Origin of the sequence: Kribbella jiaozuonensis (assembly GCF_005233875.1) — a bacterium.
Classification (GTDB): Bacteria; Actinomycetota; Actinomycetes; order Propionibacteriales; family Kribbellaceae; genus Kribbella; species Kribbella jiaozuonensis.
In genome coordinates, this window is record NZ_SZPZ01000003.1 from 204,512 (window position 1) to 229,167 (window position 24,656).

At 68.4% G+C, this 24,656-nt stretch carries 22 protein-coding genes; 12 read left to right on the plus strand and 10 right to left on the minus strand.

Going from position 1 to position 24,656, the window contains the following annotated elements; genetic code table 11:
• Nucleotides 1-25 precede the first annotated feature (25 nt).
• Nucleotides 26-874 (minus strand): DUF3152 domain-containing protein, encoded by an 849-nt coding sequence (locus tag FDA38_RS20635; protein ID WP_137255742.1) that lies wholly within the window; start codon nucleotides 872-874, stop codon nucleotides 26-28.
• 79 nt (nucleotides 875-953) lie between these two features.
• The gene (locus FDA38_RS20640; RefSeq protein WP_130445616.1) at nucleotides 954-2,147 is read right to left on the minus strand and encodes an ATP-binding protein; all 1,194 of its coding nucleotides are present in this window, start codon (nucleotides 2,145-2,147) and stop codon (nucleotides 954-956) included.
• A 149-nt stretch (nucleotides 2,148-2,296) separates the two neighbouring features.
• Between FDA38_RS20640 and FDA38_RS20645 the strand changes: the two genes are divergently transcribed.
• The gene (locus tag FDA38_RS20645) at nucleotides 2,297-3,313 is read left to right on the plus strand and encodes a GTP pyrophosphokinase (RefSeq protein ID WP_137255743.1); all 1,017 of its coding nucleotides are present in this window, start codon (nucleotides 2,297-2,299) and stop codon (nucleotides 3,311-3,313) included.
• On the opposite strand, the gene FDA38_RS20650 is transcribed toward FDA38_RS20645, so the two are convergent.
• A complete protein-coding gene (locus tag FDA38_RS20650) occupies nucleotides 3,300-4,709 on the minus strand; it encodes an MFS transporter (RefSeq protein WP_137255744.1) in 1,410 nt (469 codons plus the stop codon). The two genes, FDA38_RS20645 and FDA38_RS20650, sit on opposite strands and share 14 nt — an antisense overlap.
• Before the next feature lie 139 nt (nucleotides 4,710-4,848).
• Here FDA38_RS20650 and FDA38_RS20655 point away from each other — a divergent pair, with 139 nt between their 5' ends.
• The 3 genes from FDA38_RS20655 (at nucleotide 4,849) to FDA38_RS20665 (ending at nucleotide 10,247) form a co-directional block, all read left to right on the plus strand.
• Nucleotides 4,849-6,609 (plus strand): ABC transporter transmembrane domain-containing protein, encoded by a 1,761-nt coding sequence (locus FDA38_RS20655; RefSeq protein ID WP_137255745.1) that lies wholly within the window; start codon nucleotides 4,849-4,851, stop codon nucleotides 6,607-6,609.
• Nucleotides 6,606-8,384, plus strand: a complete 1,779-nt coding sequence (locus FDA38_RS20660; RefSeq protein ID WP_137255746.1) for an ABC transporter ATP-binding protein — start codon at nucleotides 6,606-6,608, stop codon at nucleotides 8,382-8,384. Before FDA38_RS20655 ends, FDA38_RS20660 begins: the two co-directional genes overlap by 4 nt.
• A gap of 84 nt (nucleotides 8,385-8,468) precedes the next feature.
• Nucleotides 8,469-10,247 (plus strand): S9 family peptidase, encoded by a 1,779-nt coding sequence (locus FDA38_RS20665; RefSeq protein WP_233714822.1) that lies wholly within the window; start codon nucleotides 8,469-8,471, stop codon nucleotides 10,245-10,247.
• On the opposite strand, the gene FDA38_RS20670 is transcribed toward FDA38_RS20665, so the two are convergent.
• The 3 genes from FDA38_RS20670 to FDA38_RS20680 all read right to left on the minus strand — a co-directional run bounded on the left by FDA38_RS20670 (nucleotide 10,219) and on the right by FDA38_RS20680 (nucleotide 15,244).
• Nucleotides 10,219-11,127, minus strand: coding sequence for a S66 peptidase family protein (locus FDA38_RS20670; protein ID WP_137255747.1), 909 nt, complete (start codon nucleotides 11,125-11,127; stop codon nucleotides 10,219-10,221). The two genes, FDA38_RS20665 and FDA38_RS20670, sit on opposite strands and share 29 nt — an antisense overlap.
• 10 nt (nucleotides 11,128-11,137) lie before the next feature.
• On the minus strand, nucleotides 11,138-14,506 hold the full coding sequence (locus tag FDA38_RS20675) for a phosphodiester glycosidase family protein (RefSeq protein ID WP_137255748.1): 3,369 nt from the start codon (nucleotides 14,504-14,506) through the stop codon (nucleotides 11,138-11,140).
• A 78-nt stretch (nucleotides 14,507-14,584) separates the two neighbouring features.
• The gene (locus tag FDA38_RS20680) at nucleotides 14,585-15,244 is read right to left on the minus strand and encodes a response regulator (protein WP_233714823.1); all 660 of its coding nucleotides are present in this window, start codon (nucleotides 15,242-15,244) and stop codon (nucleotides 14,585-14,587) included.
• A 155-nt stretch (nucleotides 15,245-15,399) separates the two neighbouring features.
• Here FDA38_RS20680 and FDA38_RS20685 point away from each other — a divergent pair, with 155 nt between their 5' ends.
• Genes FDA38_RS20685 through FDA38_RS20695 form a run of 3 tightly spaced genes read left to right on the plus strand, consistent with a single transcriptional unit; the run spans nucleotide 15,400 to nucleotide 18,281 of the window.
• Nucleotides 15,400-15,942, plus strand: a complete 543-nt coding sequence (locus FDA38_RS20685; protein WP_137255749.1) for a hypothetical protein — start codon at nucleotides 15,400-15,402, stop codon at nucleotides 15,940-15,942.
• A gap of 27 nt (nucleotides 15,943-15,969) precedes the next feature.
• On the plus strand, nucleotides 15,970-17,121 hold the full coding sequence (locus tag FDA38_RS20690; protein WP_137255750.1) for a sensor histidine kinase: 1,152 nt from the start codon (nucleotides 15,970-15,972) through the stop codon (nucleotides 17,119-17,121).
• 5 nt (nucleotides 17,122-17,126) lie between these two features.
• Entirely contained in the window at nucleotides 17,127-18,281 is a 1,155-nt protein-coding gene (locus tag FDA38_RS20695; protein ID WP_137255751.1) for a sensor histidine kinase, read from the plus strand.
• A 2-nt stretch (nucleotides 18,282-18,283) separates the two neighbouring features.
• Here the strand turns inward: FDA38_RS20695 and FDA38_RS20700 are convergent, their stop codons facing one another.
• Nucleotides 18,284-18,607, minus strand: coding sequence for a rhodanese-like domain-containing protein (locus FDA38_RS20700; RefSeq protein ID WP_137255752.1), 324 nt, complete (start codon nucleotides 18,605-18,607; stop codon nucleotides 18,284-18,286).
• Between the two features lie 124 nt (nucleotides 18,608-18,731).
• Between FDA38_RS20700 and FDA38_RS20705 the strand changes: the two genes are divergently transcribed.
• On the plus strand, nucleotides 18,732-19,568 hold the full coding sequence (locus tag FDA38_RS20705) for a hypothetical protein (RefSeq protein WP_137255753.1): 837 nt from the start codon (nucleotides 18,732-18,734) through the stop codon (nucleotides 19,566-19,568).
• A gap of 75 nt (nucleotides 19,569-19,643) precedes the next feature.
• Complete coding sequence (locus tag FDA38_RS20710) at nucleotides 19,644-20,585, plus strand: trypsin-like serine peptidase (RefSeq protein WP_137255754.1); 942 nt, start codon at nucleotides 19,644-19,646, stop codon at nucleotides 20,583-20,585.
• Here the strand turns inward: FDA38_RS20710 and FDA38_RS20715 are convergent.
• Entirely contained in the window at nucleotides 20,572-20,784 is a 213-nt protein-coding gene (locus FDA38_RS20715; protein WP_137255755.1) for a DUF2871 family protein, read from the minus strand. The two genes, FDA38_RS20710 and FDA38_RS20715, sit on opposite strands and share 14 nt — an antisense overlap.
• 57 nt (nucleotides 20,785-20,841) lie before the next feature.
• Nucleotides 20,842-21,699, minus strand: a complete 858-nt coding sequence (locus FDA38_RS20720) for a DNA-formamidopyrimidine glycosylase family protein (RefSeq protein WP_137255756.1) — start codon at nucleotides 21,697-21,699, stop codon at nucleotides 20,842-20,844.
• Between the two features lie 102 nt (nucleotides 21,700-21,801).
• On the opposite strand from FDA38_RS20720, the gene FDA38_RS42290 reads away from it, so the two are divergent.
• Both FDA38_RS42290 and FDA38_RS20725 read left to right on the plus strand, forming a co-directional pair.
• Nucleotides 21,802-21,942: a hypothetical protein gene (locus FDA38_RS42290; RefSeq protein ID WP_170989816.1), complete on the plus strand. Its 141-nt coding sequence runs from the start codon at nucleotides 21,802-21,804 to the stop codon at nucleotides 21,940-21,942.
• A gap of 114 nt (nucleotides 21,943-22,056) precedes the next feature.
• Nucleotides 22,057-23,235, plus strand: coding sequence for a DUF418 domain-containing protein (locus tag FDA38_RS20725; RefSeq protein ID WP_137255757.1), 1,179 nt, complete (start codon nucleotides 22,057-22,059; stop codon nucleotides 23,233-23,235).
• On the opposite strand, the gene FDA38_RS20730 is transcribed toward FDA38_RS20725, so the two are convergent.
• Nucleotides 23,223-23,486 (minus strand): hypothetical protein, encoded by a 264-nt coding sequence (locus FDA38_RS20730; protein WP_137255758.1) that lies wholly within the window; start codon nucleotides 23,484-23,486, stop codon nucleotides 23,223-23,225. The two genes, FDA38_RS20725 and FDA38_RS20730, sit on opposite strands and share 13 nt — an antisense overlap.
• Nucleotides 23,487-23,568: 82 nt before the next feature.
• Between FDA38_RS20730 and FDA38_RS20735 the strand changes: the two genes are divergently transcribed.
• Nucleotides 23,569-24,522 (plus strand): helix-turn-helix domain-containing protein, encoded by a 954-nt coding sequence (locus FDA38_RS20735; protein ID WP_137255759.1) that lies wholly within the window; start codon nucleotides 23,569-23,571, stop codon nucleotides 24,520-24,522.
• Nucleotides 24,523-24,656 lie beyond the last annotated feature (134 nt).

The following is a 24,656-nucleotide window of genomic DNA, read 5'->3' on the forward strand; positions in this document are numbered from 1 at the left end:
GCTCCCTCCCGTCGTACCTAGTTTCTCAGGTTGCCTTGATGGTCGGCCAGGCGTTGGGCAGACAGCCGGCCAGGCCCTTGGTCTGCTGCATCATCACCGGCGCGGGGGTCTTCGGCTTGGTGCAGGTCGAGTGCCCGTGCCCGAGCGCGTGACCGACCTCATGATTGACCAGATAGCTGCGGTAGAGGTCGACGTTCCCGTTGTACGCCGGGATCCCGTACATCCACCGCTTCGCGTTGAGTACCACCCGGTCCTCGACCCGGCAGGACACCTCACCACCGGTGTCGAGCGGCAGACACAGCTTGTCGGTCAGCGTCGGCGTCGCGAGGATGATCCGGAGGTCGGCGTCCACCTTGTCGGTCCGCTCGAAGCTCACCGGATGCAGCGCCTGCCAGCCGCGCGGATCCGTCAGCGTCTTGTGGATAGCCGCGGCGACGGCGGCTCCGTTGATCGACAGCCCCTGCTCGATCTCCACGCGGTACGTGAGCTTGTCGCGCACCCCACTCGCCTTGTTGAACCCAGGCACGACCGCAAGCTTCCCGGTCGACACCAGCACGTTCGGCTTCGCGTTCTTCGGCTTCCGCGTCAGAGTCGGTGCCGGCCGCAACGGAGTGGTGAACTTCTGCGTCGGCGTAGCCACCGGCTTGGGCGTCACGCTAGGCGTCTCCACCACCGGCGCCACACTCACCGGTTCCTCAGCCCCGGCAACCGCCTCAGCCGCGAGGCTGGCCCGATGCGCCACATCCGGATGCGCAACCACCACAGTCCCCAGCACCGCAAGCGCGGTGACGGTCAACCACTGCCCCTTGTAAGACTTCCGCCGACTATGCCGCCCACGCGCGCCTGCACGCTGGCCGCTCCGCCGGGTGGTCATGACACTCGACCCTACCGACTCCCCACCACGCCACGAAAGAGCAGTTTCGTTAAGTTGCCCACCATCACCTCCCGACGTGTCAGGCGGTTCTTGTGCGGAGGAACTTTCCGAAGTGGGGGACGGTGAAGGCGACCGTGCCGCGTTCGGCGGAGAAGACGAGGCCTTTTTTGATGAGGCCGTCTCGGGCTGGGGAGAGGGACTGCGGTTTGCGGTTGAGGGTGCTGGCTACCTCGGCGGTGGGGACGGAGCCGTCGTCGACGCCGATGCCCAGCTCGGCCATGGCTCGCATGTACTCGCGCTCGGCAGGAGTAGCCCGTTCGTAGCGGGAGCCGAAGAAGCCGACCGTCAGCTCAGCGGAAGCCTCGGGAGCCGCGACGGCGACGTCCTTGATGGTGATGGGAGACGTGGGCGCGTGGTCCCAGGTCGAGTGCGCGAACGCCTGCACGAAGTACGGATAGCCATCCGTCTGCGCATACAGCTCGTCCAGCGCCTCCTCGTCGTACTGCACACCTTCGCTCTCCGCCGGCACCATCAGCGCGCGGTCGCACGCATCACGCGCCAGCCGGTCGACACGGACGTAGCGGAACAGCCGCTCGGAGTACGACTTGCTGGCCGACAGCACAGCCGGCAGATGCGGCAGCCCGGCACCCACAACCACCAACGGCGCACTCTGCTGCGAGATCTCATGACAAGCCGCGCACAGCGCAGACAGGTCGTCCGGACTGATGTCCTGCATCTCATCGATGAACAGCCCGACCCCAACAGACAGGTCACCAGCCAGATCAGCAGCGTCGGTGAACAGCTCGATCAGGTCCATCTCCAGATCACCGGAGTCGGCCCGCCCCTTCGCAGCCGCCACGTCCACCGGCGGATGCCACCGGATCCCCTTCCGGTCCTCCGCCCCGGTCCGCAACGCAAAAGCCTTGAGTACGGCGCTGAACTGGTCGACCCGCTCATCGTCGCGGTGCCGGTGCCCCAGCTCCCGCATCGCCGTGTGCAGCGCCTGCGCGATCGGCAGCCGGATGCTCTGCTCCGGCCGCGCCTCGATCTTCCCCGTACCCCAGGCACGCTTGATCGCCTGCGAGCGCAACGTGTTGAGCAGCACCGTCTTGCCAACACCCCGGAGTCCGCTGAGCACCAGGCTCCGCTCCGGCCTGCCTGCCGCGACCCGCTCGAGGACCACCTCGAACTGCCGCACCTCGATGTCGCGTCCGGCCAGCTCAGGCGGCCGCTGACCGGCGCCGGGCGCATAGGGATTCCGGATCGGATCCATGCTTTCACTCTATGAGCCCGTCTAGCGTTTTCCGTAGATTGACCAATCAAGGACCAGAGCGTGTCGCGACCGGTCTCTACAGCTTTCTAGCGAAATGACTAGAAAACGATAGACACCACGAGCGAGCCGAAGAGCACTATCGTTCCGGCATGCAGCTGGAGTGGGCTCGCCAGGCGGGGACGTTGTACGAGCGGGTGCACCAGCAGTACGTCGGTGGCGCGCGCAAGCTCGAGGCGCTCATCAACGAGCTGATCGGTGAAGAAGAAGGCATCAACTACCTGACCGCGACCGCCCGCGCCAAGGACCCGGAGTCGTTCCTCGCGAAGGCGGCGAAATCGCATCCGGACGATCCCGGCCGACCGAAGTACGACGACCCGCTGAACCAGATCACCGACCTGGTGGCCGCGCGGGTGATCACGTTCCTGGTCGAGGCGGTGGACCGGGTGTGTGAGGTGATCGAGGAAGAGTTCGAGATCGTCGAGCACACCGACATGGGCGCGCACACCCGGGCGCAGGGCGTGTTCGGGTACGCCAGCAAGCACTACCTGGTCCGGTTGAACGCGCACCGGCGCGAGCTGCCGGAGTACGCCGTACTGAAGAACCTCGTGATGGAGATCCAGGTCCGTACGGCGGTCCAGCACGCGTGGGCCGAGTTCGAGCACGACATCCGGTACAAGCTGGACATCCCGCCGGCCCGCAAGCCGGAGTTCGACCGGCGGTTCCTGCTCGCCGCAGCGTTGATGGAGCTGGCGGACAACGAGTTCACCGAGATCGACCGGCTGTACCGCGAGCTGGCGGCGACCGCGTCGGACAAGGCCCCGCTGGACCTGACGACCGGCACGCTCACGACGTACCTGACCCGGCGGTACCCGGACGCGCCGCACGCGAAGACCACTCACTACGCGTGGATCCTCGGAGTCCTGCACCGCCTCGGCGTCACCACCGAGGAGCAGCTCACGGACCACCTCAGGGGCATCGACAGCGAAGCAGTCCAGGCCGCCATGACCCACAGGGCCCCGGCCGGCACAGTACGTCGCCTGGACGACGACCTGCTCGCAGCCAACGGCCCTGCCTACCTGACGCTGTTCCCCGACGAGGAGCGCCGCCAGAAGATCCTCCGCGGCCGCCTCAAGGCCCTGACCCGCGCCGGCATCATCCAGTCTTGACGAGAGCGTCCGCCGTACGTCGGGCCCACGCACTGGTTGTGATGAGCCCGAGGATCAGGACCAGCGCGCCGCAGCCCGCGATGATGTACCAGCAGAGGCGGGCGGCGTCGACGAAGCCGGTCTCGAGCGGGCCGACCAGGCGGGCGGTCAACACGGTGCCGGCGATCGCGACGCCCAGTGAGGCGCCCACCTGACGGCTGGTCGAGGCGATGGCTGCTGCGACACCGGCCTGGGAGCGGGGCATGCCGGAGACGGCCGCGTTGGTGATGGGCGCGTTCAGCATGCCGAAGCCGAGTCCGAAGACCAGATAGCCGATCAGCAACTGCGCCGTGGACGTAGTGGTCCCCAGCCGGGACAGGATCAGGCCGGACACCGTCAGCATGGTCCCGGCGACCACCAGCGGTATGCGCGGACCACGGTGGCCGACCAGCCAGCCCGAGATCGGTGCGAACACCACAGTCATCGCCGCCATCGGCAGGGTCAGCAATCCGGCGTGCAGTGCGGTGAAACCGCGTGCCGACTGCAGATAGAGCGAGTTGAGGAACAGGAACCCCGACAGCGCCGAGAACCCGCACACCGCGATCAGCGTGGCTCCAGAGAACGGCGCACTCCGGAAGAAGCGTGGCTCCAACAGCGGCTGGTCCCGGCGGCGTTCGTAGTACACCAGCGTGACCGCGGCCGTCACGCACACCGCGAAGCACCCGATGATGAGCGGCGAACCCCACCCCGCCGTACGGCCCTCGATGATCCCGTACGTCAGCCCGCCGAGCAGCAGTACGACGAGCACCTGCCCGACCGGATCCATCCGTCGCGGCACGGCGGCCCGCGACTCCGGTACGAAGAACGCCGTCATCAGTACGGCGGCCACCGTCACCGGCACGTTGATCCAGAAGATGAACCGCCACCCGGCCGCGTCGACCAGCGCACCGCCGACCACCGGCCCGACGGCCATGCTCAGCCCGACCACGCCGCCCCAGACGCCGATCGCCTGCGCCCGCTCGCGCGGATTGGTGAAAGTGTTCGTGATGATCGACATCGCCACCGGGTTCAGCATCGATCCGCCGACCGCCTGCAGCACCCGGAACGCGATCAGCAGGTCGATACTCGACGCGACCCCGCACAGCAACGACCCGATCCCGAACAGCACCAGACCGGCCTGGAACGTACGCCGCCGCCCGACCCGGTCCGCGGTCGACCCGGACACCATCAGCAGACTCGCCAGCACCAGCGTGTACGCGTCGATGGTCCACTGCAGCTTCGACACCGAGGCCCCGAACTCGGACCGGATCGCCGGGAGCGCCAGGTTCACGATCGTCGAGTCGAGCCCGACGATGAACAGGCTGGAACAGCAGATCCCCAGCACCAGCAGCCGCCGCCCCCGCGTCAGCTCCTCCACCCGGCTCCCTTCATCCTTGAAGACTTTACTACCGGGTGGGAAAACGGTTTGACGGACTGTCGGCGGAGCCGCCTAGGCTTGATCTATTCGCCTGGTCAGGTGCCTCTTTCATCCCTCTATGCCTTGTTTGTGAGACGTCATGTCTTTGCGCCTCATCCCCTTCGCCGACCCGGGTGTGCCGGACACCCGATCCGGCCTCCGACTCATCGTCTGGCTCGAGCACCAGCAGCTCCGCGGGCAGGCCCTCGCAGTGTTCTGGGGGCTGGTCTACTTCGGCGGTATCGCCGCCGCTCCGGTTGCCGTCGGTCTGGCTGTCCAGGCCGCGATCGACCTGTCCTGGCCCAAGCTGATGCTGGCCGGCGGGCTGCTGCTCGCCTTCGGCGCGGCCAAGGCCGGCGCCGACTCGTTCTTCCACCGCGCCGTGGTGACGAACTGGATCAGTACTGCGTCCCGCCTGCAGCAGCTGCTGATGCGCAAGGCCGCGGAGCTGGGCTCCTTGCTGACCCGCCGGATCGCTGCCGGCGAGGTCGTAGCCGTGAGCAGCGGCGACGTCGAGAAGATCGGCTGGTTCGTCGAGGTGCTGGGCCGGTTCGCCGCCGCCCTGCTGACCTGCTTCGCGGTCGTGATCGGTCTGCTGTTCTACGAGCCGCAGCTCGGCCTGGTCGTCGCCATCGCCGTACCGGTGCTGGCGTTCTCGATCGTGCCGCTGATGGGTCCTGCTGAGCGTCGCGCCGACGAGCAGCGGGCCAAGGGCGGCCGTGCCACCGAGCTGGCTGCCGACACGGTCGCCGGTCTGCGCGTACTGCGCGGCATCGGCGGCGAGCAGCTGTTCCTCGACCGCTACCGCGAGGCCTCGCAGCAGTACCGGAGCAGCGCGGTCCGCAGTGCGCGCATGTGGTCGCTGATCGCGGCGCTGCAGGTGCTGCTGTTCGGGCTGTTCCTGGTGGTCGTGGTCTGGATGGGGGTCCGGATGGTGACGTCCGGCCGGATCTCGGTCGGCGAGCTCGTCACGACGTACGGGTTCATCACGTTCATGCTGGTGCCGCTGCACACGTTCGAGGAGACGGCGAGCGCGTTCATCTTCTCGAAGGTGTCGGCTCGTCGCGCCGCGCGGGTGCTGTCGCTGCAGCGGACCGACGAGACCATGGGCACCGCCGATGCGCAGCTGCCGCAGGGCGACCTGTTCGACCCGGTCACCGGTCTGCACGTGCCGGTCGGCAGCTTCACCGCGGTCGTCGCCGGCGACCCGGATGCTGGTGGTCTGCTGGCCGACCGGCTGGGCGGCCACAGCCCAACAGCTGACGGCGAGGCGTCGGTGCTGCTCGGCGGCGTCGGATTGGACGACATCCCGCTGCAGTCCGCGCGGACCGTCGTACTCGTGCAGGACAAGGACCCGGTGCTGTTGTCGGGGACGGTGCGCGAGCTGTTCGACGTACCGGCGAGTGGTGCGGTCTCTCCGGAGACGGCGCTGGACGCTGCGCAGTGCGCCGACATTCTCGACGTACTGCGGCAGACGCTGCCTGCTGGTGAGTCCGATGCGATGAACGCAGTGCTGACCGAGCGCGGACGCTCCCTGTCCGGTGGTCAGCGGCAGCGCGTGGCGTTGGCTCGCTCGCTGTACGTCGACCCGCAGGTGCTGGTGCTGGACGAGCCGACCAGTGCGGTGGATGCGCACACCGAGGCGCGTATCGCCGACGGACTGCAGCTGCTGCGCGCCGGCCGGACCACCGTGGTGTTCACGTCCAGCCCGCTGATGCTGGACCGGGCGGAGCGCGTGGTGTTCGTGCCGGACGGCCGCGTCGACGCGGTCGGTACGCACCACGAGCTGCTACACACCAACCCGCGGTACCGCGCGGTTGTGACCCGTGAAGACGAACAGACCGTTGAGGAGTTGGCGTGAAGCGCCCTCTGTACGACCCGGCAGCCCCACAGGAAGTAGTGCGGCTCCCGGTGGCAGGCAGCGCGACTGTGCGCGCCTACCTGAAGTCACTGTTCCGCCGGCACCGCCGTGCGTTCGGCTGGCTGACGCTGGTCAACGCCGTAGCGGCGCTGAGCGGGATGGTCGGGCCATGGCTGCTCGGCAACGTGGTCGAGAAGCTCTCGCAGGGCCAGACCGACGTGAAGCTGCCATACGTCGTGACGGGCTTCGTCATCGCCCTGGTGGTGCAGACGATCTTCGTCCGGCTCACGCGACTGCGCGGTGCGGTGATGGGCGAGGAGATGCTCGCGGATCTGCGCGAGGACTTCCTGGTCCGCTCGGTCGGACTGCCGCCTGGCGTGCTGGAGCGCGCCGGTACGGGTGACCTGCTGTCCCGGATCACCACGGACATCGACCGGCTGTCGCACGCCATGCGCGACGCCGTACCGCAGCTGACGATCGCGGTGATCTGGGCCGGACTGCTGATCGGCGCGCTCGTCGTCACCGCACCGCCGCTGGCCGTCGCAGTGGTGATCGCTGCGCCGATCCTGATCATCGGCGGTCGCTGGTACTTCCGGCGCGCACCATCCGGGTACAGGTCGGAAGCAGCCGGGTACGCCGCGGTCGCGTCCGCGCTGGCCGAGACCGTCGACGCCGGCCGGACGGTGGAGTCGCACCGGCTCGGCGACCGCCGGATCAAGCTGGGTGATACCCGGATCGGTCAGTGGGTCGCCTGGGAGCGATACACGCTCTACCTGCGGATGATCCTGTTCCCGGTGATCAACATGACCCACACCGTCGCGTTGGCGGCCGTACTGGTGATCGGTGGCGGTTTCGCGATCCAGGGCTGGATCACTGTCGGCGCACTCACCACAGGTGCGCTGTACATCCAGATGCTGGTCGAGCCGGTCAACATGATGATCCGCTGGTACGACGAGCTGCAGGTGGCCCAGGTATCGCTGGCCCGATTGGTCGGCGTCCGCGAGGTGGAGACCGATGCGGCAGTCGGCGATGCCGAGCCGGACGGCCGGACTGTGCTGGCGGACGACGTGCGGTTCGGGTACCTCGAGGGTCGCGACGTACTGCACGGTGTGACGCTGACGGTCGAGCCGGGTGCTCGGGTGGCGCTCGTAGGGCCTTCTGGTGCAGGGAAATCGACACTCGGTCGGCTGCTGGCCGGCATCTACTCGCCGCGCGTCGGTGACATCACCTTGGGTGGTGCGGCGCTCGACAAGATGTCTGCCGAGCAGGTCCGCAGCCACGTGGCGCTGGTCAACCAGGAGCACCACGTGTTCGTGGGCAGCGTCCGCGACAACCTGCGGCTGGCCAAGCAGGACGCGACCGACGCCGACCTGTGGGCGGCGCTGCGTTCGGTCGACGCCGACGGCTGGGTGGCCGGCTTCGACGACGGGCTCGACACCGAGGTGGGCTCCGGCGGGGTCTCACTGACGCCGGCCCAGGCGCAGCAAGTCGCGCTGGCCCGGCTGGTGCTCGCAGACCCGCACACGCTGGTCCTGGACGAGGCGACCTCGTTGATGGACCCGCGCGCGGCCCGGCACCTGGAGCGGTCCTTGGCGACCGTTCTCGAAGGCAGGACCGTGGTGGCGATCGCGCACCGCCTGCACACCGCGCACGATGCGGATGTGATCGCGGTCGTCGAGGACGGCAAGATCGTCGAGCTGGGCGGCCACGACGAACTGGTCGACGCCCAGGGTGCGTATGCCGCGCTCTGGAACTCCTGGCACGGCGAACGCTGACGCACAGATGGGTGGATCCGCGGTTATCCACAGGCGCAACCGCGATCCCGGCGGATCCACCCATCCCCGTGTGAGGATTGACGCGTGCTGCTGACGACGCTCTTCTCCTTGCCCACCACCATGGCCCTCGATGTGGACGACGAGGGCCGGACGCTCGTGCTGTATGACGGCACCGGCACCCGCCAGGTCAACGAAGTCGCCCCGGACGGGACCTGGCGAGCGCTCACCGACCTCGGCGACACGTGCCGCGGCGCCCGGTTCGTGCCGGGCAGCAGCCACGTGATCATCGAGCACGACACCGGCGGCGACGAGCGCGGTCAGCTCTCCATGCTCGATCTCGACGAGCCCGGGCTGCCCACGCTGACCCCGTTGGTGCACGACTCGGAGTACATCCATCACCTGGTCGACGCGCGGGCCGGGCGGGTGCTCTACACAACCAACCGCCGCAACGGCGTCGACTTCGACCTCGTCGCGCGCGACCTCACCACCGGTCGCGAGACCGTCCTGTACGACGAGGGCGGCTGGGTGATGGGCGTCAACCCGTCACCGGACGACAAGTGGGTCGTTCTCGCGAAGGCCAGCACCCCGGCGAACTCGATGCAGCTGCTGCTGGTCGAGACGTCGGGCCGGACCATCACCGAGCTCACCCCGGAGGACGCGCACAACGACCAGGGCGCCGTGGCCTGGCTCCCGGACTCGTCGGCGTTCCTCGTGTCAACGAACGCGGACCGCGATCGCATGGCCCTGCGCCGGTACGACGTGGTCGACGCGGCGTGGAGCGACGTACTCGTGGATGACGCTCGCGACCTGGCCGGTTGGCCCTCGCCGGACGGCGAGCACCTGTTGGTCGCCGTACTGGAAGACGGCGAGGTGGCGCTGGCGCTGCATCGGTTGGAGGACGGTTCGCTCATCGCACCGCTCGACCTGCCTGCCGGCGGTGTCGCGGCGTTGTCGATGGCGACGCCGGATCCGATCTGGTCGTCCGACGGTTCGTTCGCGGCGATCACCTACAACTCGCCGATCACACCACCGACTGTCTACCGGTTTGTCCCGGGCGGGGAGCTGACCGCAGTTCGACCGGTCGAGGTGCCCGTCAAGCTGGAGCATCCGGAGAGTCTGCGGGTGCCGTCGTTCGACGGCGAGCAGGTGCCGGTGTTCGTGTTCCGGCCGACCGCCGAGGATCTGGGCTCCACCGTGGTCCACGTGCACGGCGGCCCGGAAGGTGCGGCGCTGCGGATGTGGAGCCCAATCATCTCGGCGCTGGCCGGCGAGGGGCACACGGTCGTCGTGCCGAACGTCCGCGGATCGGCCGGGTACGGCAAGCGCTGGTACACGCTCGACGACCGGCAACTGCGGCTGGACTCGGTGAAGGACCTGGCCGCGATCAACACCTGGCTACCGACAATCGGCGGCGACCCGAAGAAGGCGGCGCTGTGGGGCGGTTCGTACGGCGGGTACATGGTGCTGGCCGGTGTCGCGTTCCAGCCGGACCTGTGGGCAGCCGGTGTGGACATCGTCGGAATCGCTTCGCTGGTGACGTTCCTGGAGAACACCTCGGACTACCGGCGGTCGATGCGCGAGCGCGAGTACGGCTACCTGGCCACGGACCGCGAATTCCTGGAGTCAGCCAGCCCGCTCAGCCGGGTCGACGACATTCGGGCGCCGCTGTTCGTCATCCACGGCGCCAACGACCCGCGCGTGCCGTTGTCGGAGGCTGAGCAGATCACCGACGCCCTGACGAAGCGCGGGGTCCCGTGCCAGCTCCTCGTGTACCCCGACGAGGGCCACGGCCTCGCCAAGCTCAAGAACCGCCTCGACGCGTACCCGCAGGCCTTCACCTTCCTGCGAGAGCACCTGGGCTGAGCGTCGTGGCGGTCGCGTCCAGCCGTACCGGCAACCCCAGCGGTACGGCGAGGTTCAGCGCCTCGTGACCGATCGCCGCGCCCTCGACCATCGGTACGCCGAGGGGCTCGAGCCGCTCGCGGACGACATCCAGCGGATCCTGCACGCCGCTGAAGTCGCCGATCACCAGCCCCGTCACCTGATCGAACCACCCAGCGCGCAGCAACTGCGTGAGCATCCGGTCCACTCGGTACCCGGCCTCGTCGACCTCCTCCAACACAACGACGCCGACCGGCGGCGCATAGGTCGGCGTACCGAGGCTGGATGCAAGCAACGCCAAGTTGCCGCCACACAGCCTGCCGGAAGCGACCCCGCCGACCACCGTGCGCGCGCCACCCGGCGCGAGCAGGTCGGTCACACTCTCCGGCTCGAACAGCAGCGCCCGCAGCCGCTCCCGGCCCACCTCGTTCTCCAACTGCTCCACAGCAGCAGCCATCGGACCGTGCAGCGTCACCAGACCACGTGCGTTCAGCGGCTCGTGCAGCGCGGTGATATCGCTGAACCCGAGGAACCACTTCGGTACGGCGACCAGTTCGTCGAAGTCGACGTACTCGAGCATCCGCTGCACGCCGTACCCACCACGCGCGCACAACACGGCGGCGTACTGCGGATCGAGCCACGCGTTGCGCAGGTCCTCCGCGCGGGCCTTGTCGTCGGCAGCCAGGTACTGGAACCGCTCATGCCCGGCCAGCACCGACGGCATCACGTCGACCTCGAGCCCCCACGACTTCAGGTACTCCAAGCCGATCTGGAGCCGTGCGCCGTCCACGCGCCCCGACGGCGCCACCACAGCAACCCGGTCGCCACTCCGCAGTCGCTGCGGCACCACCACGTCAGTCACGCCGAGGACGCTACCAATCGACCCGCAGCGTCGTGCTCTTGGAGACGCCGTTCACCGTCACACCCAGCTGCGCGGTGCCCGGGCGCAGGGCGGTCAGCTGACCGGTTGCCGGGTCGTACGACGCGACCGCCCAGAACGGCGCGGTCTTCGCCGGACCGATGTACAGGAACGTCGAGCCCCACCAGTCAGCGGACACCGGGAAGCTGACCGGCACCCTCCGGTCGTCCTGGACAACCGTGGCGGACGCGGCAGCCGACTGACCTCGGCGGAGGGACGTCGGCGCGGCCAGCTCGAGAGAGTCGACGTGCGGCCGTAGCTCGACCTGGAACCAGGAGCGCTCGGGCGCCGACCAGTTCCGCTCACCGGCCGGAGCCGCAGTCGCCTTGAGGTCGATCCCGACCAGCGCCCAACCGGTAAAGCCGCCCGCGTCAGGTGCTGCGGCCGGGCTCTTGCCCGAGTTGCCGGTCAGCGGCAGCAACACACCGTCGGTCCGAGTCGCGGCGAACGTCCCGGCGTGGGCCGCCATGTACGCGGCGCCCTTGCCGGTCGAGGCGCGGAAGTCGGCCAGCCACTGGACGATCATCGCGGCTTCCTTGCGGTCACCGAGCTGCGAGTTCTGCGTCGGCGACGGGTCGTCGATCGGGTGGTGAGCCATCACGACGACGTTCTTGATCGTCTTGTTCGTGGCCGCGTCGCCGAGCTGCTTGCGCAGGTCAAGGATCTGGTCGAACCCGCCGGCCCGCAGCGACCCCAGCGACGAGTCACGCAGGATGAACCGCGTGCCCTTGTGGTCGAACGTGCTGGTCGCCGCCCCGAAGACCTTCTTCCACTCGGACAGGTCGCCCGGTCCGTAGGTCTCGTGGTTGCCGGGAACGTAGTGCACCGGCACCTTGCCGGCCACCTCTTCGTCGATGATCTGCTTGGCCAGCGCGATGTCCGGCCCGAACGCCCGGTCGACGAAGTCGCCGTTGATCACCAGGAAGTCGGGCTTCTGCGCGAGCGCCTCACGGATCGTCCGCCGAGCCTGCTTCACGTAGTCCGAGTTCGGGTCGTCGGAGGTGAACTGCGCGTCCGACATCACCGCAAACCGCCAGCGGCCACTCGTCTCCACTGTCCCGTCAGTGACGACCATCGGGTCGACCACCTTCGCAGGCGGAGCCATAGTGACCGGCGGCGCGCTCCGGACGGTCAGGTCGTCGATGACGATCCGCCCCGAGTACTGCCGGGTCGGCGAGGTCTCCACGACGTAGATCCGCCAGAACCGCAGCGGATACGTCAGCCCGGGCGGGATGTCCGCCTCGACGTACTTCCAGCCGGTCCAGTCGACCGCGGCCGCGAGGTTCAGCGTCTGCGCGGTGCCGCCGGCCGCGTCATAAGCATTGGCCCGCAGCCAGGCGCCCTTGCCGTCGCCGTAGATCCAGGCGCCGAGCTTCTGCGGCTGGCCGGGCAACGTCTGCTGCGGAGTCTGCGAGAGGTACGCCGCCCGCGTGGCCGTGCTGCCCGTCAGCGAGTAGTCCAGCGCGATCGCCTGCCCGCCGTCATGTCCTTCCGCAGCGGACCGCGACGCCGTCGCCGCACCGACCGGTACGGCGTTCGCCGCCCACTTGGTCAGGTCGTCGAGCTTGTCGACCACCGTGCTGGTCAGACCCGAGGTCACGCTCAATTGGGTGCTCAGGGCACCGACCTTCGCGGTGATCACGGTCGAGACCGCGTCGTCGGTCAGCGCGTTCACCTCGAAGCCGTTGCGCGCGGCAACAACCTTGACGACGGCGGGGTCGTAGCTGAGCTTGACGTCGCGCGGCTCGATCCAGGTCGAGAACCCGTCGGCGTCGTACCCGTCGACCTCGAAGAAGCCCTTGGCGGTGGAGTCGGCGAGGGACACCTGGCGCGTCGAGGGAGCGAGGCGGGTCGGCGTACCGAGGACTGTCATCGGGAACCTTCCGTTCGCCGCGCCGCGGGTCGCGGTGACGATCACGTCGCCCGCGCGACGGCCGGTGACGACGCCGTGCTGGTCGACGCGGACGTTGCTGCCCGCGTACCACGACGGCGTACCGGAGGCGGGTGCGTAGGTCTCGTCGTACCCGGTGGCGCTGAGGACTCGGCTGAGCCCGGTGAGGACGCGCGAGCTGCGGGAGATGTCGGCGTCGGGACTCTCCTGGGAGGTGCCGACGGACTCGACGCGGAAGCCCTTCAGCCTGCCGGAGCCCTTGACCGGCAGCAGCCCGAGACCGTTCGGGATCAGCCGCTCGCCGCCGTCGGACGGGTCGTTCACGACGTCCGGCGCGGCCTTGCCCGGCGTACGGGCGAGCATCGTCGAGGAACCGCCGCCGTCGAGGTTCAGCGCGTCGTCAGCCCCGAGGCTGATCATCAGCTGGCCCATCTCCTTCAGCGACAGCCCACGCGATCCGGTCGCCCGGCCGTCGACGGTCAGCAGGATCATCCGGCTGCCGTCGGCGTCGAACCCGATCGCGGTCCGCGGCGCGAGATCCGCGTCCGGTACGCCGTCGGGGACCTTGCCGTCCTTCGCGAGCTGGGAGTTGCCGCTGATGCCGACCGCGACATCGGCCGCGTCCGGGCGCAGGCCGTACTGGACGTCGACCTTGTCGCCGACCTGGAGCGCGGCCAGCGCGTCGGCGCCGGCCTCGCGGCCGATCAGCGCCTGCTCGTTGGCTGCCAACGGGGTGGTTGCCGGAGTGGTGGCCGACGAGACGACGACACCGTCGCGAAGGATCACCTCGCGGACGGTCGGCAAGCCGTCAACGGTCCTGGTCCGGGCCGCGTCGCCCCACTCCGGGGTGTAGAGGCCGATACCGCCTGAGTTGACGGCCGGCGAATTCAGGTTGGTCAGTTCGAGCTTGGTCGCACCGTCGGCAGCCGTCCCCTGCAGGAAGAGCTGGGCGATCTTGCCGAGGCCGTCCTTACCGATCACCGCGGTGTCGTTGTGGCCCGAGGCTGGGGCGTTCAGCAGCTTGCCGCTCTGCTCGACGCCGACGCCGAGCGGCGCCGTGGTGTCGTTGATGTCAAAGAAGTCGCCGTTGACGCCGGCGATCGCACCCTTGCGAGCGAGCTGCTGACTGAGCGGCTGGCCGCCGGACACCTTGCCGCCGTTGTTGACCAGGTCGACGGTCACGCCGTGCTTGTCCAGGTCGGTGTCGAGGATGTCGCCGCGCTGCCAGCCCTTCGGGTCGAGGCGGTCGAACGACGTGTAGTTCACCCCCGGCGCGACCGGGCTGTCGACGCGCGACGTCAGTACGCCGTCCTGGGCGATCTGGGCGTCGGTGATGCCTCTGGTGGTCTGTCCGAGGGCTGGATCGACGAGTACGCCGGCGAGTAGGCCGCCAACGCCTACGGCTGTGGTCAGAGCACGGACGAGCGACACAGGAGCCTCCCCAGCGGACGGACAGCTGTGACAAACTAACTTCTCTACGCGAGAAGCGGAAGGTCCTTCACCAATTGTTCAGTGCCGGTTGGCGAATCCGGTCTCGTACGCCACCACAACAGCCTGGACCCGGTCTCGCACCCCGAGCTTCGTGAGCAGCCTGGCGACGTGCGTCTTCACGGTCGTCTCGGCCACCACGAGCTCGGCCGCGATCTCCGCGTTGGACAGTCCGCGCGCGATCAGCCGCAGTACGTCGAGCTCTCGGTCGGTGAGGCTGGCGAGCTCGGTCGGCAGGCCTTGGGCGACGACCGGTTCGACGAAGCGCTCGACCAGCCGGCGGGTGATGGCCGGCTCGATCAGTGAGTCCCCGGTGGCGGCGGCGCGGACGGCTGCGATCAGGCGGGTCGACGGCGAATCCTTGAGCAGGAACCCGGCTGCCCCGGCCTGGAGCGCGCGGTAGACGTACTCGTTCTGGTCGAACGTCGTGAGCACGATGATCGTCGGCGGGTTCGGTTGCCGGCGGATCTCCTCGGTCGCGGACAGCCCGTCGAGCTCGGGCATCCGGATGTCCATCAGGATCACGTCCGGGGCGGCGAGCTGGGCCTGGCGGATGGCCGCAGTACCCGTGTCGGCCTCGGCGACCACCTCGATATCGCCCTCGGCCTCCAGGATCACCCGGAAGCCGGTACGCACCAGGGTCTGGTCGTCGGCCACCAGCACGCGGATCTTGTCGGGCACACGCTGATTGTGCGTCATCCGCAGGGCCGATGCCGTCATCCCTGTGGACGACGCCGGGTCCGGATGATCGTCCTTGCGCCAGACGTGGACGACAGGCGCCGAAATCTACCTTCGCTGCATGGGGTCAAACGACCCGGGGACGAAGGGACAAACCGATGAACGAGCTCTTGAAGGGGATCAGGCCCCTCGACTACGTGCTGGCCGGCCTCATGACTGCTGCCGGTGCGCTGCTGATGGTCGAGAACATCACGGCCACCGACGCCAATCTGCCGCACGCGATGTCGACGACCACCTGGGTGATGCTTCCGGTCTTCCTGCTGGTGACGCTGCCGATCCTCTGGCGCCGCCGCAACATCCTCGCCGTGGTCGGTGTCACCGCCGTCACCACGCTGGCCCACGTACTCGCGTTCGGCTGGGTGACCCGATGCGGCGTCGTCATTCCACTGGGCTTCGCGCTCGCGTACGCCGTTGCGCGGTACGCCGGATCCTGGCTGAACCAACTGATCGGTCTCGGGGGCATCGTCGTCCTCGAGCTCGTGATGCTGTGGCGGGACGCGTCGATCGACACGGTGGCCGGCGCGCTGGCGATCGCACTGCCGGGTATCGCGCTCTTCTACGGGATCGGCGTACTCGTGCAGAATCGAGTCACCAAGCGGTCCGGGGGGATCGCACCGGTGCACGAGCACACGGCTGCCTGAGCGGATCGCTGGAGTAGGGAGCGGGCCATGGTCTTCACCGGGATCAAGCTCCGCGATTGGGGGATCGCGGGTGGTCTCACCCTGCTCGGCGTCCTGCTGATGCTGGAGAACACCCAGACGACCGACGCCCAGGTGCGCAACGCCATCGCGGAGGGATCGATGGTGCACGCCCAGAGCTCGCACTCGTTCTGGATGATTCCGGTGTTCGCGGCGGCGACGACTCCGGTGCTGTGGTGGCGGCGAGGCATCCTCGCCGTCGCCACGGTCTCCGTGCTGGCGATGGCCGCGCACGTCCTGTTGTTCGGCTGGGTGACCCGCTGCGGCGCGGGTCTCCCACTCGCGTTCGTGATCGCGTTCCTCGGGGCACAGGCGAGCAAGCGGACGACGGCGTGGATCGTGTGCGGGCTCAGCGTCGTACTGACCGTGTTCGTGCTGGTGATCGACGCGACGACCGGCCCGGGCGCGATCATCCTGGCGCTGCCGATCGTGTGCATCGTGTTCGGCGTCGGGCTGGCGGCTCGTCGTCGTACGGCGCTGAACCGGGAGCTCGCGGATCGCGAAGCCGAACTGCGGCAGCTGCGCGACGAACGAGCGGCGCTAGATGTCGCGGACGACCGGGCGCGACTCTCGCGGCAGCTCGACGGGTTGCTGCAGGAGCGGCTCGCCGACCTGACGACGGCGGCCGAGTCCGCGGACGGGTTGCCGCCCGCGGAGGCGAGGGCGGTACTGGAGTCGATCGAGTCGGGTAGCCGGCAGACGCTGGACGACATGCGGGAGATCGTCGGGCTGCTGCGCGGAGATGATGTCGCGTTCGCGCCGACGCCGACGGTGGCTCATCTCGACACGTTGCTCGCGCGACTCCGTACAGCGCATTCGCAGTTGGTCGTCACGGGCGATCCGCGCGCATTGCCTGCCACTGTTGAGCTTTCGGCGTACCGGATCGTCGAGCATCTCGTGACCGCGCTGGCCGATCAGGCCGATGCGCCGATCGTGGTGTCGGTGCGGTTCGAGGCCGATGCGCTCGAGATCCGCGTGAACGGGCAGGTGGGCGAGGCGGCCGATCTGAAGGCGGCGATTGCCCGCGCCAAGGAGCGCGCGAAGCTGCTGGGTGGTTCGGTCGACGTGAAGGTCACCAAGGGGCGGGCGGGCGCAGTCGCCCAGCTGCCGGTGGTCGGTTGAGCGACATGAACACCGGACGCAGGCTCGAACAGGTGGGGATCGTGGTGCTGGTCATCGCGGTCATCGCCGTACCGACTGCGATCCACGGCTGGCCCACGTCGGTCGGCGGGAACGTGTTCACCGCGGTACTCATGGCCAGCGGGCTCACGCTGATGTGGTGGCGGACCCATCCGCGGCTGGTCGCCATCCTCGGCGGTGCGCTGATGCTGGTGCCGGTCGCGCTCAATGCCTACGGCTGGTTCCCGGATACCGCGTTCGCGATCCTTGCGTTGCTCACGCTGGTCGCCGCGCTCGGCTGGTCCGGGCGGGCGTCGTGGGTGGTCGCGGGCGTGCTGGCGGCGTACCTGGCCGTGCTTTGGTTCGTCCTCGGCGGGGACATCGAGGTTCCGTTGGTGATGTTCAGCGTGCCGAGTTTCCTGGCCGGGACCGTACTGCGGTTGCACCGCGAGGCGGCCGAGGCGCTTGCGCGGCGTGGGCGTGAGCTGGAGGAGGAGCGCGAGCTGTTCGCGGAGCTCGCCGTACGGCATGAGCGGGCGCGGATCGCGTCGGAGCTGCACGACATCGTCGGGCATGCGATCAGCGTGATGGTGATCCAGGCGGCGGCCGGGCAGCGACTGGTGGATCGGGATCCGGTCGGTACGTCGGAGGTGTTCGCCGGGCTGGCGGAGTCGGCGCGGCAAGGGCACGAGGACCTGCGGCGGCTGGTCGAGCTGCTAGGTGGGGTGGAGGTCGGTGGACCGGATCTGTCGCTGATCGAGGAGATCGTCACGCGGGCGGCGCGGAGCGGGCTGGACGTGTCGTGCCGGTTCGAGGGCTCGCGCGACGGGGTGTCGGCGCCGGTCGCGCATGCGGCGTTCCGGGTGGTGCAGGAGAGCCTGACGAACGCACTGCGGTACGCACCGGGTGCTGCCGTTCGGGTTGTCGTGAACGGCGCCGGGCGGGATCTCACCGTTCGGGTGGAGAACGGCGATGCGGTCCAGCGGCGACCGCTGCTGTCCGGCACGGGGCGCGGGCTGGCCGGCCTACGGGAACGCGTGCAGGAGTTGGGCGGTCAGCTGGTCGCGGGACCGGTCGCCGGCGGTTGGCTGGTCGAGGCGACGATGCCCGGCGGCGGCGACCGCCGACGTGCCTGGCGGGCCGGAGTCGGTCGTCGCAGCTGAAGTCAGTTGGTGCTGACCGGGCGGCCGGAGGTCTGCCAGGCGTGCATGCCGCCGTCGAGGTTGATCGCCTCGCGGCCGAGCTGGTTCAGGAACTGGGTGGCCATGCTGGAACGGCCGCCGACGGCGCAGACGCACAGCACCTTCTGGTCGAGCGGCACCTCGCCGACGCGATCCTGCAGCTGGCCGAGCGGGATGTGTACGGCGCCGTCGATGTGCCCGCGATCCCACTCGTCCGGCTCACGCACGTCGAGCACGAACGCCTCCGCGAGCAGGTCGTCGTCGAGCTCGGCCACGACGACCGAGGGGATCTCCTGGTTCCGGAACATGCCCCAAGCATGTCAGACCCGCGGGCCCGGCACCTGTCCGGTTCCGGAAGGCGGTTGCCCGGAGTCCGGATATGGGATTGACAGGCGGCGGCGGATTTCGGACCGTGGCTCGAAGGAGGCTGCGGTGGCGCTGATTCAGGGGATCCCGGGAGAGTTCGAGCCGCAACCCTGGGGTGAGGCAATCCTGCGGAGTCGTGAACTGCTGCTGCTCCGGATCGCCCGCCGGCCGCCGGACCACGAAGTACGCCTCCCTGGTCTTGCCACCACGCCGCTGCATGTCGTCGAGGACCACACCGGTCGAGCGCTGACCTGGCGTCAGGACGGTGACGACCTGGTCGTCCGGCTACCCGACTCGGGTGAGTCACCTGTCGTCCGCGTCGCGTTGCAGGGCAAGCTGCGGATCGTCCCGCAGGACACGGTCACCGCGAACGCGGACGGCGTCTGGGACCTCACCCCGACCGGTACGACGGCCCACCTCGTCGCCCGTCGCGCGATGGATGTCGCCGTACGGTTCGTCGGCATGGTCGAGCCGGACAGCCAGCACCACATCCGCCTGGCCGGCCGGCGGTACGGCGTGACCGGGCAGCAACTCACCCGGACCACGATCGGCCCGTTCCCGATGCCTGCGCTTCGGGTCGTACCGCTGGCGATCCCGATCGGCGTACGGCGGGTGCTCGTCGCGCAGGTCGGCACGGTGCTGGCGTCGATCCACCCGGGCCGCGACGAGGTCACCGTGGTCGTGACGAACTTCGGTCGGACCGTGGCGCGTGGCGAGGTCGAGCTCCCGTTGCCGGCGGGGTGGACCGCGACCGAACAGGTCTGGACCTTCGACGGTCTCGAGCCGGGCCGCTCCGTCGGCTGGGCGACCCGTGTCGCTGGTCCCACCGGCAAGCACGAGATGCGGGTCCGGTTGGAGGCGGGCCGCCGCTCGGCCTCCTCACCGTACGTCGTCACTCTGTGACCACTTGCATCCTGAGAGCGCTTCCCCTGTACTGGCAATGAATCGATCTACCGCCCCGATCGAGGAGTCACGCGCATGCGCAGAAATACTGTCCGCCTGCTCACCGCCGGAATCCTGCTCGTCACCGGCACCGCCGTCGCTCCGGCCGCGGCCACCTCTGAAGTCATCGCACCGACGACGGCTGTCCGTGCTCCGGCGCTGCCGTCCAAGGCGCCGGCCGGTGCGATCGATGCGACCGGCTACTGGACCGCCGAGAAACTGCGGAACGCCATCCCCGCCGACCTTCCGGCCGGAATCCCTTCAAAACAAGGGACTTCCACGTCGAGTGGTATCGCGTCCACCCCGGTCGCACCGAAAGGCCACAAGCTCACCAACGACGCCGTACCGAGTACGGCGGGCAAGCTCTTCTTCACCGACAACGGGCTGAACTACGTCTGCTCGGCGTCGACGATCAACAACAACTACAAGAACCTGATCATCACCGCCGGCCACTGCGTACACAGCGGCGCCGGCGGTGCGTGGCACTCGAACATCGTGTTCGCGCCGGCGTACTACAACGGCGAGTCCGGGTACGGCCTGTGGAACTGGAGCCAGGCGCGCACGTTCAACTCGTGGATCAACAGCAGCGACTTCACCCACGACCAGGCGTTCGTCACGCTCCAGCAGCGCAACGGCGCCAACCTGATCGACACGGTCGGCGGAAACGGCCTGGTCTGGGGTAACAGCCAGAACCAGCCGGGCACCCGGATCTGGGGCTGGCCGGCCGAACCGCCGTACAACGGCGAGGTGCCGTACTACTGCGACGGCGACACGTACGCCTGGGGCTCGGACGCGGCCCTGACCTGCTCGATGAACGGCGGCGCCAGCGGCGGCCCCTGGCTCAAGGACCGCATCGACACGAACCTCGGCTACGTCTTCGCGGTGACTTCACGCCGGACAACGAGCGGCACCCCGACCCTCCTGTCGACCCCGAACACACCCGACGTGAAGACGATGTTCGACGCTATGACGACCTGACCGCTTCCGCCTTCTCCTTGGCAGGCAGCCGCTTGCCAAGATTCACGAAGAAGAAGATCAGCCCGAGAGTGATGACGATGTGCCCCAGTCCGGAGACGCCGTCCAGCGCGGCCCCGGCCTGGCGGCCGAACACGGTCATCGTGCCCGCCGTCAGCGTGAACTGCTTCTCCAGCACCAGCACGATCAGGAAGAAAAGCATGCCCAGGGCAAGGATGTGGGTGCTGCCACGTAGATCTTCCGCATGGGCGGGAACCTACTACTTGAGGAGCTTAGAGAGCCTTCGGTCGGCGAGGGGCTTGCCGCCGGTCTGGCAGGTCGCGCAGTACTGGAGGGAGGAGTCGGCGAAGCTGACCTCGCGGACGATGTCGCCGCAGATCGGGCACTTCTCGCCCTTGCGGCCGTGGACGCGCAGGCCGGACTTCTTCTCCGACTTCAGGTCCTGTACGGCGAGACCCGCCGAGCGGTTGACCGCGTCCTGGAGGGTCTCGCGCATCGCCTCGTACAGCGTCTTGAGCTCGTCCTCGGACAGGTTCGACGCGGGTTTGAACGGGCTCATCTTCGCGACGTGCAGGATCTCGTCGGAGTACGCGTTGCCGATACCGGCGATCACCGACTGGCTCCGCAGGACACCCTTCAGCTGGACCCGGCCCTGGCGCTTGAGGATGTCGCTGAAGTCCTCGAGCGACAGCGTGAACGGATCCGGCCCGAGCCGCGCGATCCCGGGGACCTCGTTGACGTCGCGGACGACGTACACCGCGAGCTTCTTCTGGGTCCCGGCCTCGGTCAGGTCGAACCCTGAGCCGTCGTCCAACACCGTGCGGAGCGCGATCGGCCCCTTGCCCGGCCGGACCAGCCCGGTGTTCTGCTCCTCTTTCCACCGCAGCCAGCCGGCGCGGGCCAGGTGGATCACCAGGTGCACGCCCTGCGCGGAGATGTCCAGGAACTTGCCGTGCCGCTGAACGTCGTCGATCAACAGCCCGACCATGGCGGACACCGGCGGGTCGTACGTCTTCAGCGCACTGATCGCCGTGATGTCCGCCCGCACGAACGCATGCCCGACCGCACGTTCCCGCAGAAACGTGGCGAGCGACTCCACCTCCGGCAACTCAGGCACGCTCCTAGTGTGCCTGACGCCAGGGACAGTTCCGGCGGATCACCCATGGATGGGGGTTGTGGCGGACGGTAACGTCGTGGACAACAGAGTAGGGAGGCCCTGATGGGGTTCGTTAAGACATTGGTGAAGGGCGCCGTGGTCGCCAAACTGGTCCAGGTCGCCCAGCGCGAGCTGAGCAAGCCAGAGAACCAGCAGAAGATCAAGCAAGCATTCCAGAAGGTCCAGCAGCGCCGCGCTCAATAGCCGGTTTGCCCGCCCCGGCGCCCTGTCGTGCTCGTCGGGGGTAGAGGTAACTCCACCCCCGAAGAGGATTCAGCGTGAGTGCGCGTGGGGGTGCTGTGCTGTGTGCTGGAGGGTATGAGCCAGGTACTGGATCGGGCGCGTATTCAGGATATTGACGCGTTGCGTGGTTTCGCCCTGTTGGGCATCTTGGTTGTGAACATCACCTTTGCTGCTTCTGGGTTCCCGATTCATGTCGCGGAGGATCCGGCGTACGGCTCCTGGCTCGACGAAGTGGTGCGGTGGCTCTCGTCTGCCTTTGTGGACATGAAGTTCTACCTGCTGTTCTCGTTCCTGTTCGGGTACAGCTTCCAGTTGCAGGTGGAGGCGGCGCAGCGGGTGGGCGCGGCGTTCAGGCCGCGGATGCTGCGGCGGCTGGGTGGGCTGTTCGTGATCGGCGTGCTGCACGGAGTCTTCCTGATCACCGGCGACATCCTCAGCGTCTACGCGATCATCGGCCTTGTCCTGCTGGGCATGCGTCGAGTCAAGGACCGTACGGCGCTCATCGTCGCGGGAGCCATCTACGCGTATCTCTTCGTCACACTGAGCATCGCCTCGATGTTCCTCGACACGTCAGCGATCCTCGACCCGACCACCGCAGTCGCCGCCGCGCAGCAGACCACCGCGAACCTCGCCGGCTCGTTCAGCGACGTCATCGGCGAGCACGTCCGCGCCCTGCCGACGTACGGGCTGTCACTGCTGACCGTGCAAGGCCCGACCACCCTGGCCGCGTTCCTCGTCGGCATGGTGGTCGGACGACGCCGCCTGCTCAAGAACCTCAACGGCAACGAGGCGGTACTGCGACTCATCCAGCTGATCGGCTTCACCGTCGGCATCACCGGTGGCGTGTACTACGCGTCGCTCGGCGGCAACGCCAACACCCGCGCCGTACTGATCAGCGTGCTCACCGCGCCGTTCCTGTCGGCCGCGTACGCCGCCTCGCTGCTGCGGTTCATGCACACCGACCGCGGCGAGGACATCCGCCGTCTGCTGGCCCCGGCCGGCCGAATGGCCCTGTCGAACTACCTGGGGCAATCTGTGGCGACCCTGCTGCTCTTCACCGGCGTCGGCTTCGGCCTGGTGGGCCAGGTGTCGCCACTGGAGACGGTCGGCTTCGCGGTCGGGATCTTCGTCCTGCAACTGATCCTGAGCCACCTGTGGCTCAGCAACTTCCGCTACGGCCCCGTCGAAGGAGCACTGCGGGCGGTCACGAACGCGACCGCCCCCAGCTGGCGAAGAATCGATCAGGCCGCGTGACGGCCGTGGTGCAGCCGGGCGGTGCGGATCGAGTGCACGGTCCCGGTGGTCGATGCGGGCTTGTGGGCAAAGGGCTTGGCCGCTGCGCCGAGCGCGAGCAGGTCGAGCTTGGTTCGGGCCGTGTCGCGGTCGTCGGCGACCCAGGAGCCCTTCGGGCCGGCCGCCGGACCGGTCGAGTGGCGCCTGTTGCTGATCTCCAGCGCTGCGATGACAGCCAGCACGAGTACTGCGAAAACTACGTATCCGGTCATGGCAGTAATCATGCTACCACTCAGATCCTGCCACCAGTGGCACTATTGACATACTCCGACAAATTCCTGCCATACTGGCGGCATGCTGCAAAAAGTCGCCGTCGTGCTCATGGAGGACGTCGCGCTGTTCGAGTTCGGCGTACTCGCGGAGGTCTTCGGGCTCGACCGCACTGACGACGGGGTGCCGCCGTTCGACTTCAAGGTGTGTTCAACCACGCCCGGCGTACCGATGGAGACGAGCACGCACTCGCAGGTGATCGCGCCGTACGGGCTGGAGGAGCTCGAGGACGCGGACCTGATCGGCATCCCGGCGACCACCTGGCGGCACGAGTACGACGAGCGGGTCCTCGACGCGCTCCGCCGGGCCGAGGCGCGGGGCGCGATCCTGCTGACGGTGTGCTCGGGCGCGTTCGTGCTCGGCACCGCCGGCCTGCTCGACGGCCGGGCCTGCACCACCCACTGGCGGTACGCGAAGAAGTTCACCGAGCAGTTCCCGACCGCGAAGCTGGACCCGGACGTGCTGTTCGTCGACGACGGCAACATCATCACCAGCGCCGGTACGGCGGCCGGCATCGACGCCTGCCTGCACCTGGTCCGGCGCGAGCTCGGCAGCGCGGTCGCGACCCGGATCGCCCGCCGGATGGTCGTCCCGCCGCAGCGCGACGGCGGCCAGCGGCAGTACGTCGAGGTGCCGGTGCCCGAGTCGTCCGGGGAGAGCCTGCAGCCGGTGCTCGACTGGATGGTCGACAACATCAGCATCGATCACACCGTGCCGGCGTTGGCCCGGCGCGCCCAGATGTCCGAGCGCACCTTCGCCCGCCGCTTCGTCGCCGAGACCGGGACGACGCCGTTGAAGTGGGTCACCACCCAGCGTGTCCTGCGCGCCCGCACCCTGCTGGAGCAGACCCGGATGGGCATCGAGCAGATCGCCTCCGAGTCAGGCTTCGGCACAGCGGCCCTCCTGCGACACCACTTCCGCAGGGTCGTCGGCGTCCCGCCCCAGGACTACCGCCGTACCTTCCAGACCGCCAGCTGACTGCTCGGTCGATTTGCGTTGACACCCCCTGGTCTGGCTAAGGTCACAGGGGGGTAACGGTCAGCGATGTGTAACTGGAGTGAGTTTGTCGACGCCGGACCGCCCCCCGGGCAGGACCGCACGCAGGTTGAGCT

Excerpts from the sequence above, each read along its gene's own strand:
- FDA38_RS20730 (WP_137255758.1), bottom strand. The coding sequence starts at position 23,486 with ATGACCGGATACGTAGTTTTCGCAGTACTCGTGCTGGCTGTCATCGCA.
- FDA38_RS20655 (WP_137255745.1), top strand. The coding sequence starts at position 4,849 with ATGTCTTTGCGCCTCATCCCCTTCGCCGACCCGGGTGTGCCGGACACC.
- FDA38_RS20700 (WP_137255752.1), bottom strand. The coding sequence starts at position 18,607 with ATGTTCCGGAACCAGGAGATCCCCTCGGTCGTCGTGGCCGAGCTCGAC.
- FDA38_RS20710 (WP_137255754.1), top strand. The coding sequence starts at position 19,644 with ATGCGCAGAAATACTGTCCGCCTGCTCACCGCCGGAATCCTGCTCGTC.
- FDA38_RS20695 (WP_137255751.1), top strand. The coding sequence starts at position 17,127 with ATGAACACCGGACGCAGGCTCGAACAGGTGGGGATCGTGGTGCTGGTC.
- FDA38_RS42290 (WP_170989816.1), top strand. The coding sequence starts at position 21,802 with ATGGGGTTCGTTAAGACATTGGTGAAGGGCGCCGTGGTCGCCAAACTG.
- FDA38_RS20725 (WP_137255757.1), top strand. The coding sequence starts at position 22,057 with ATGAGCCAGGTACTGGATCGGGCGCGTATTCAGGATATTGACGCGTTG.
- FDA38_RS20640 (WP_130445616.1), bottom strand. The coding sequence starts at position 2,147 with ATGGATCCGATCCGGAATCCCTATGCGCCCGGCGCCGGTCAGCGGCCG.
- FDA38_RS20690 (WP_137255750.1), top strand. The coding sequence starts at position 15,970 with ATGGTCTTCACCGGGATCAAGCTCCGCGATTGGGGGATCGCGGGTGGT.
- FDA38_RS20635 (WP_137255742.1), bottom strand. The coding sequence starts at position 874 with ATGACCACCCGGCGGAGCGGCCAGCGTGCAGGCGCGCGTGGGCGGCAT.
- FDA38_RS20715 (WP_137255755.1), bottom strand. The coding sequence starts at position 20,784 with ATGCTTTTCTTCCTGATCGTGCTGGTGCTGGAGAAGCAGTTCACGCTG.
- FDA38_RS20645 (WP_137255743.1), top strand. The coding sequence starts at position 2,297 with ATGCAGCTGGAGTGGGCTCGCCAGGCGGGGACGTTGTACGAGCGGGTG.
- FDA38_RS20685 (WP_137255749.1), top strand. The coding sequence starts at position 15,400 with ATGAACGAGCTCTTGAAGGGGATCAGGCCCCTCGACTACGTGCTGGCC.
- FDA38_RS20735 (WP_137255759.1), top strand. The coding sequence starts at position 23,569 with ATGCTGCAAAAAGTCGCCGTCGTGCTCATGGAGGACGTCGCGCTGTTC.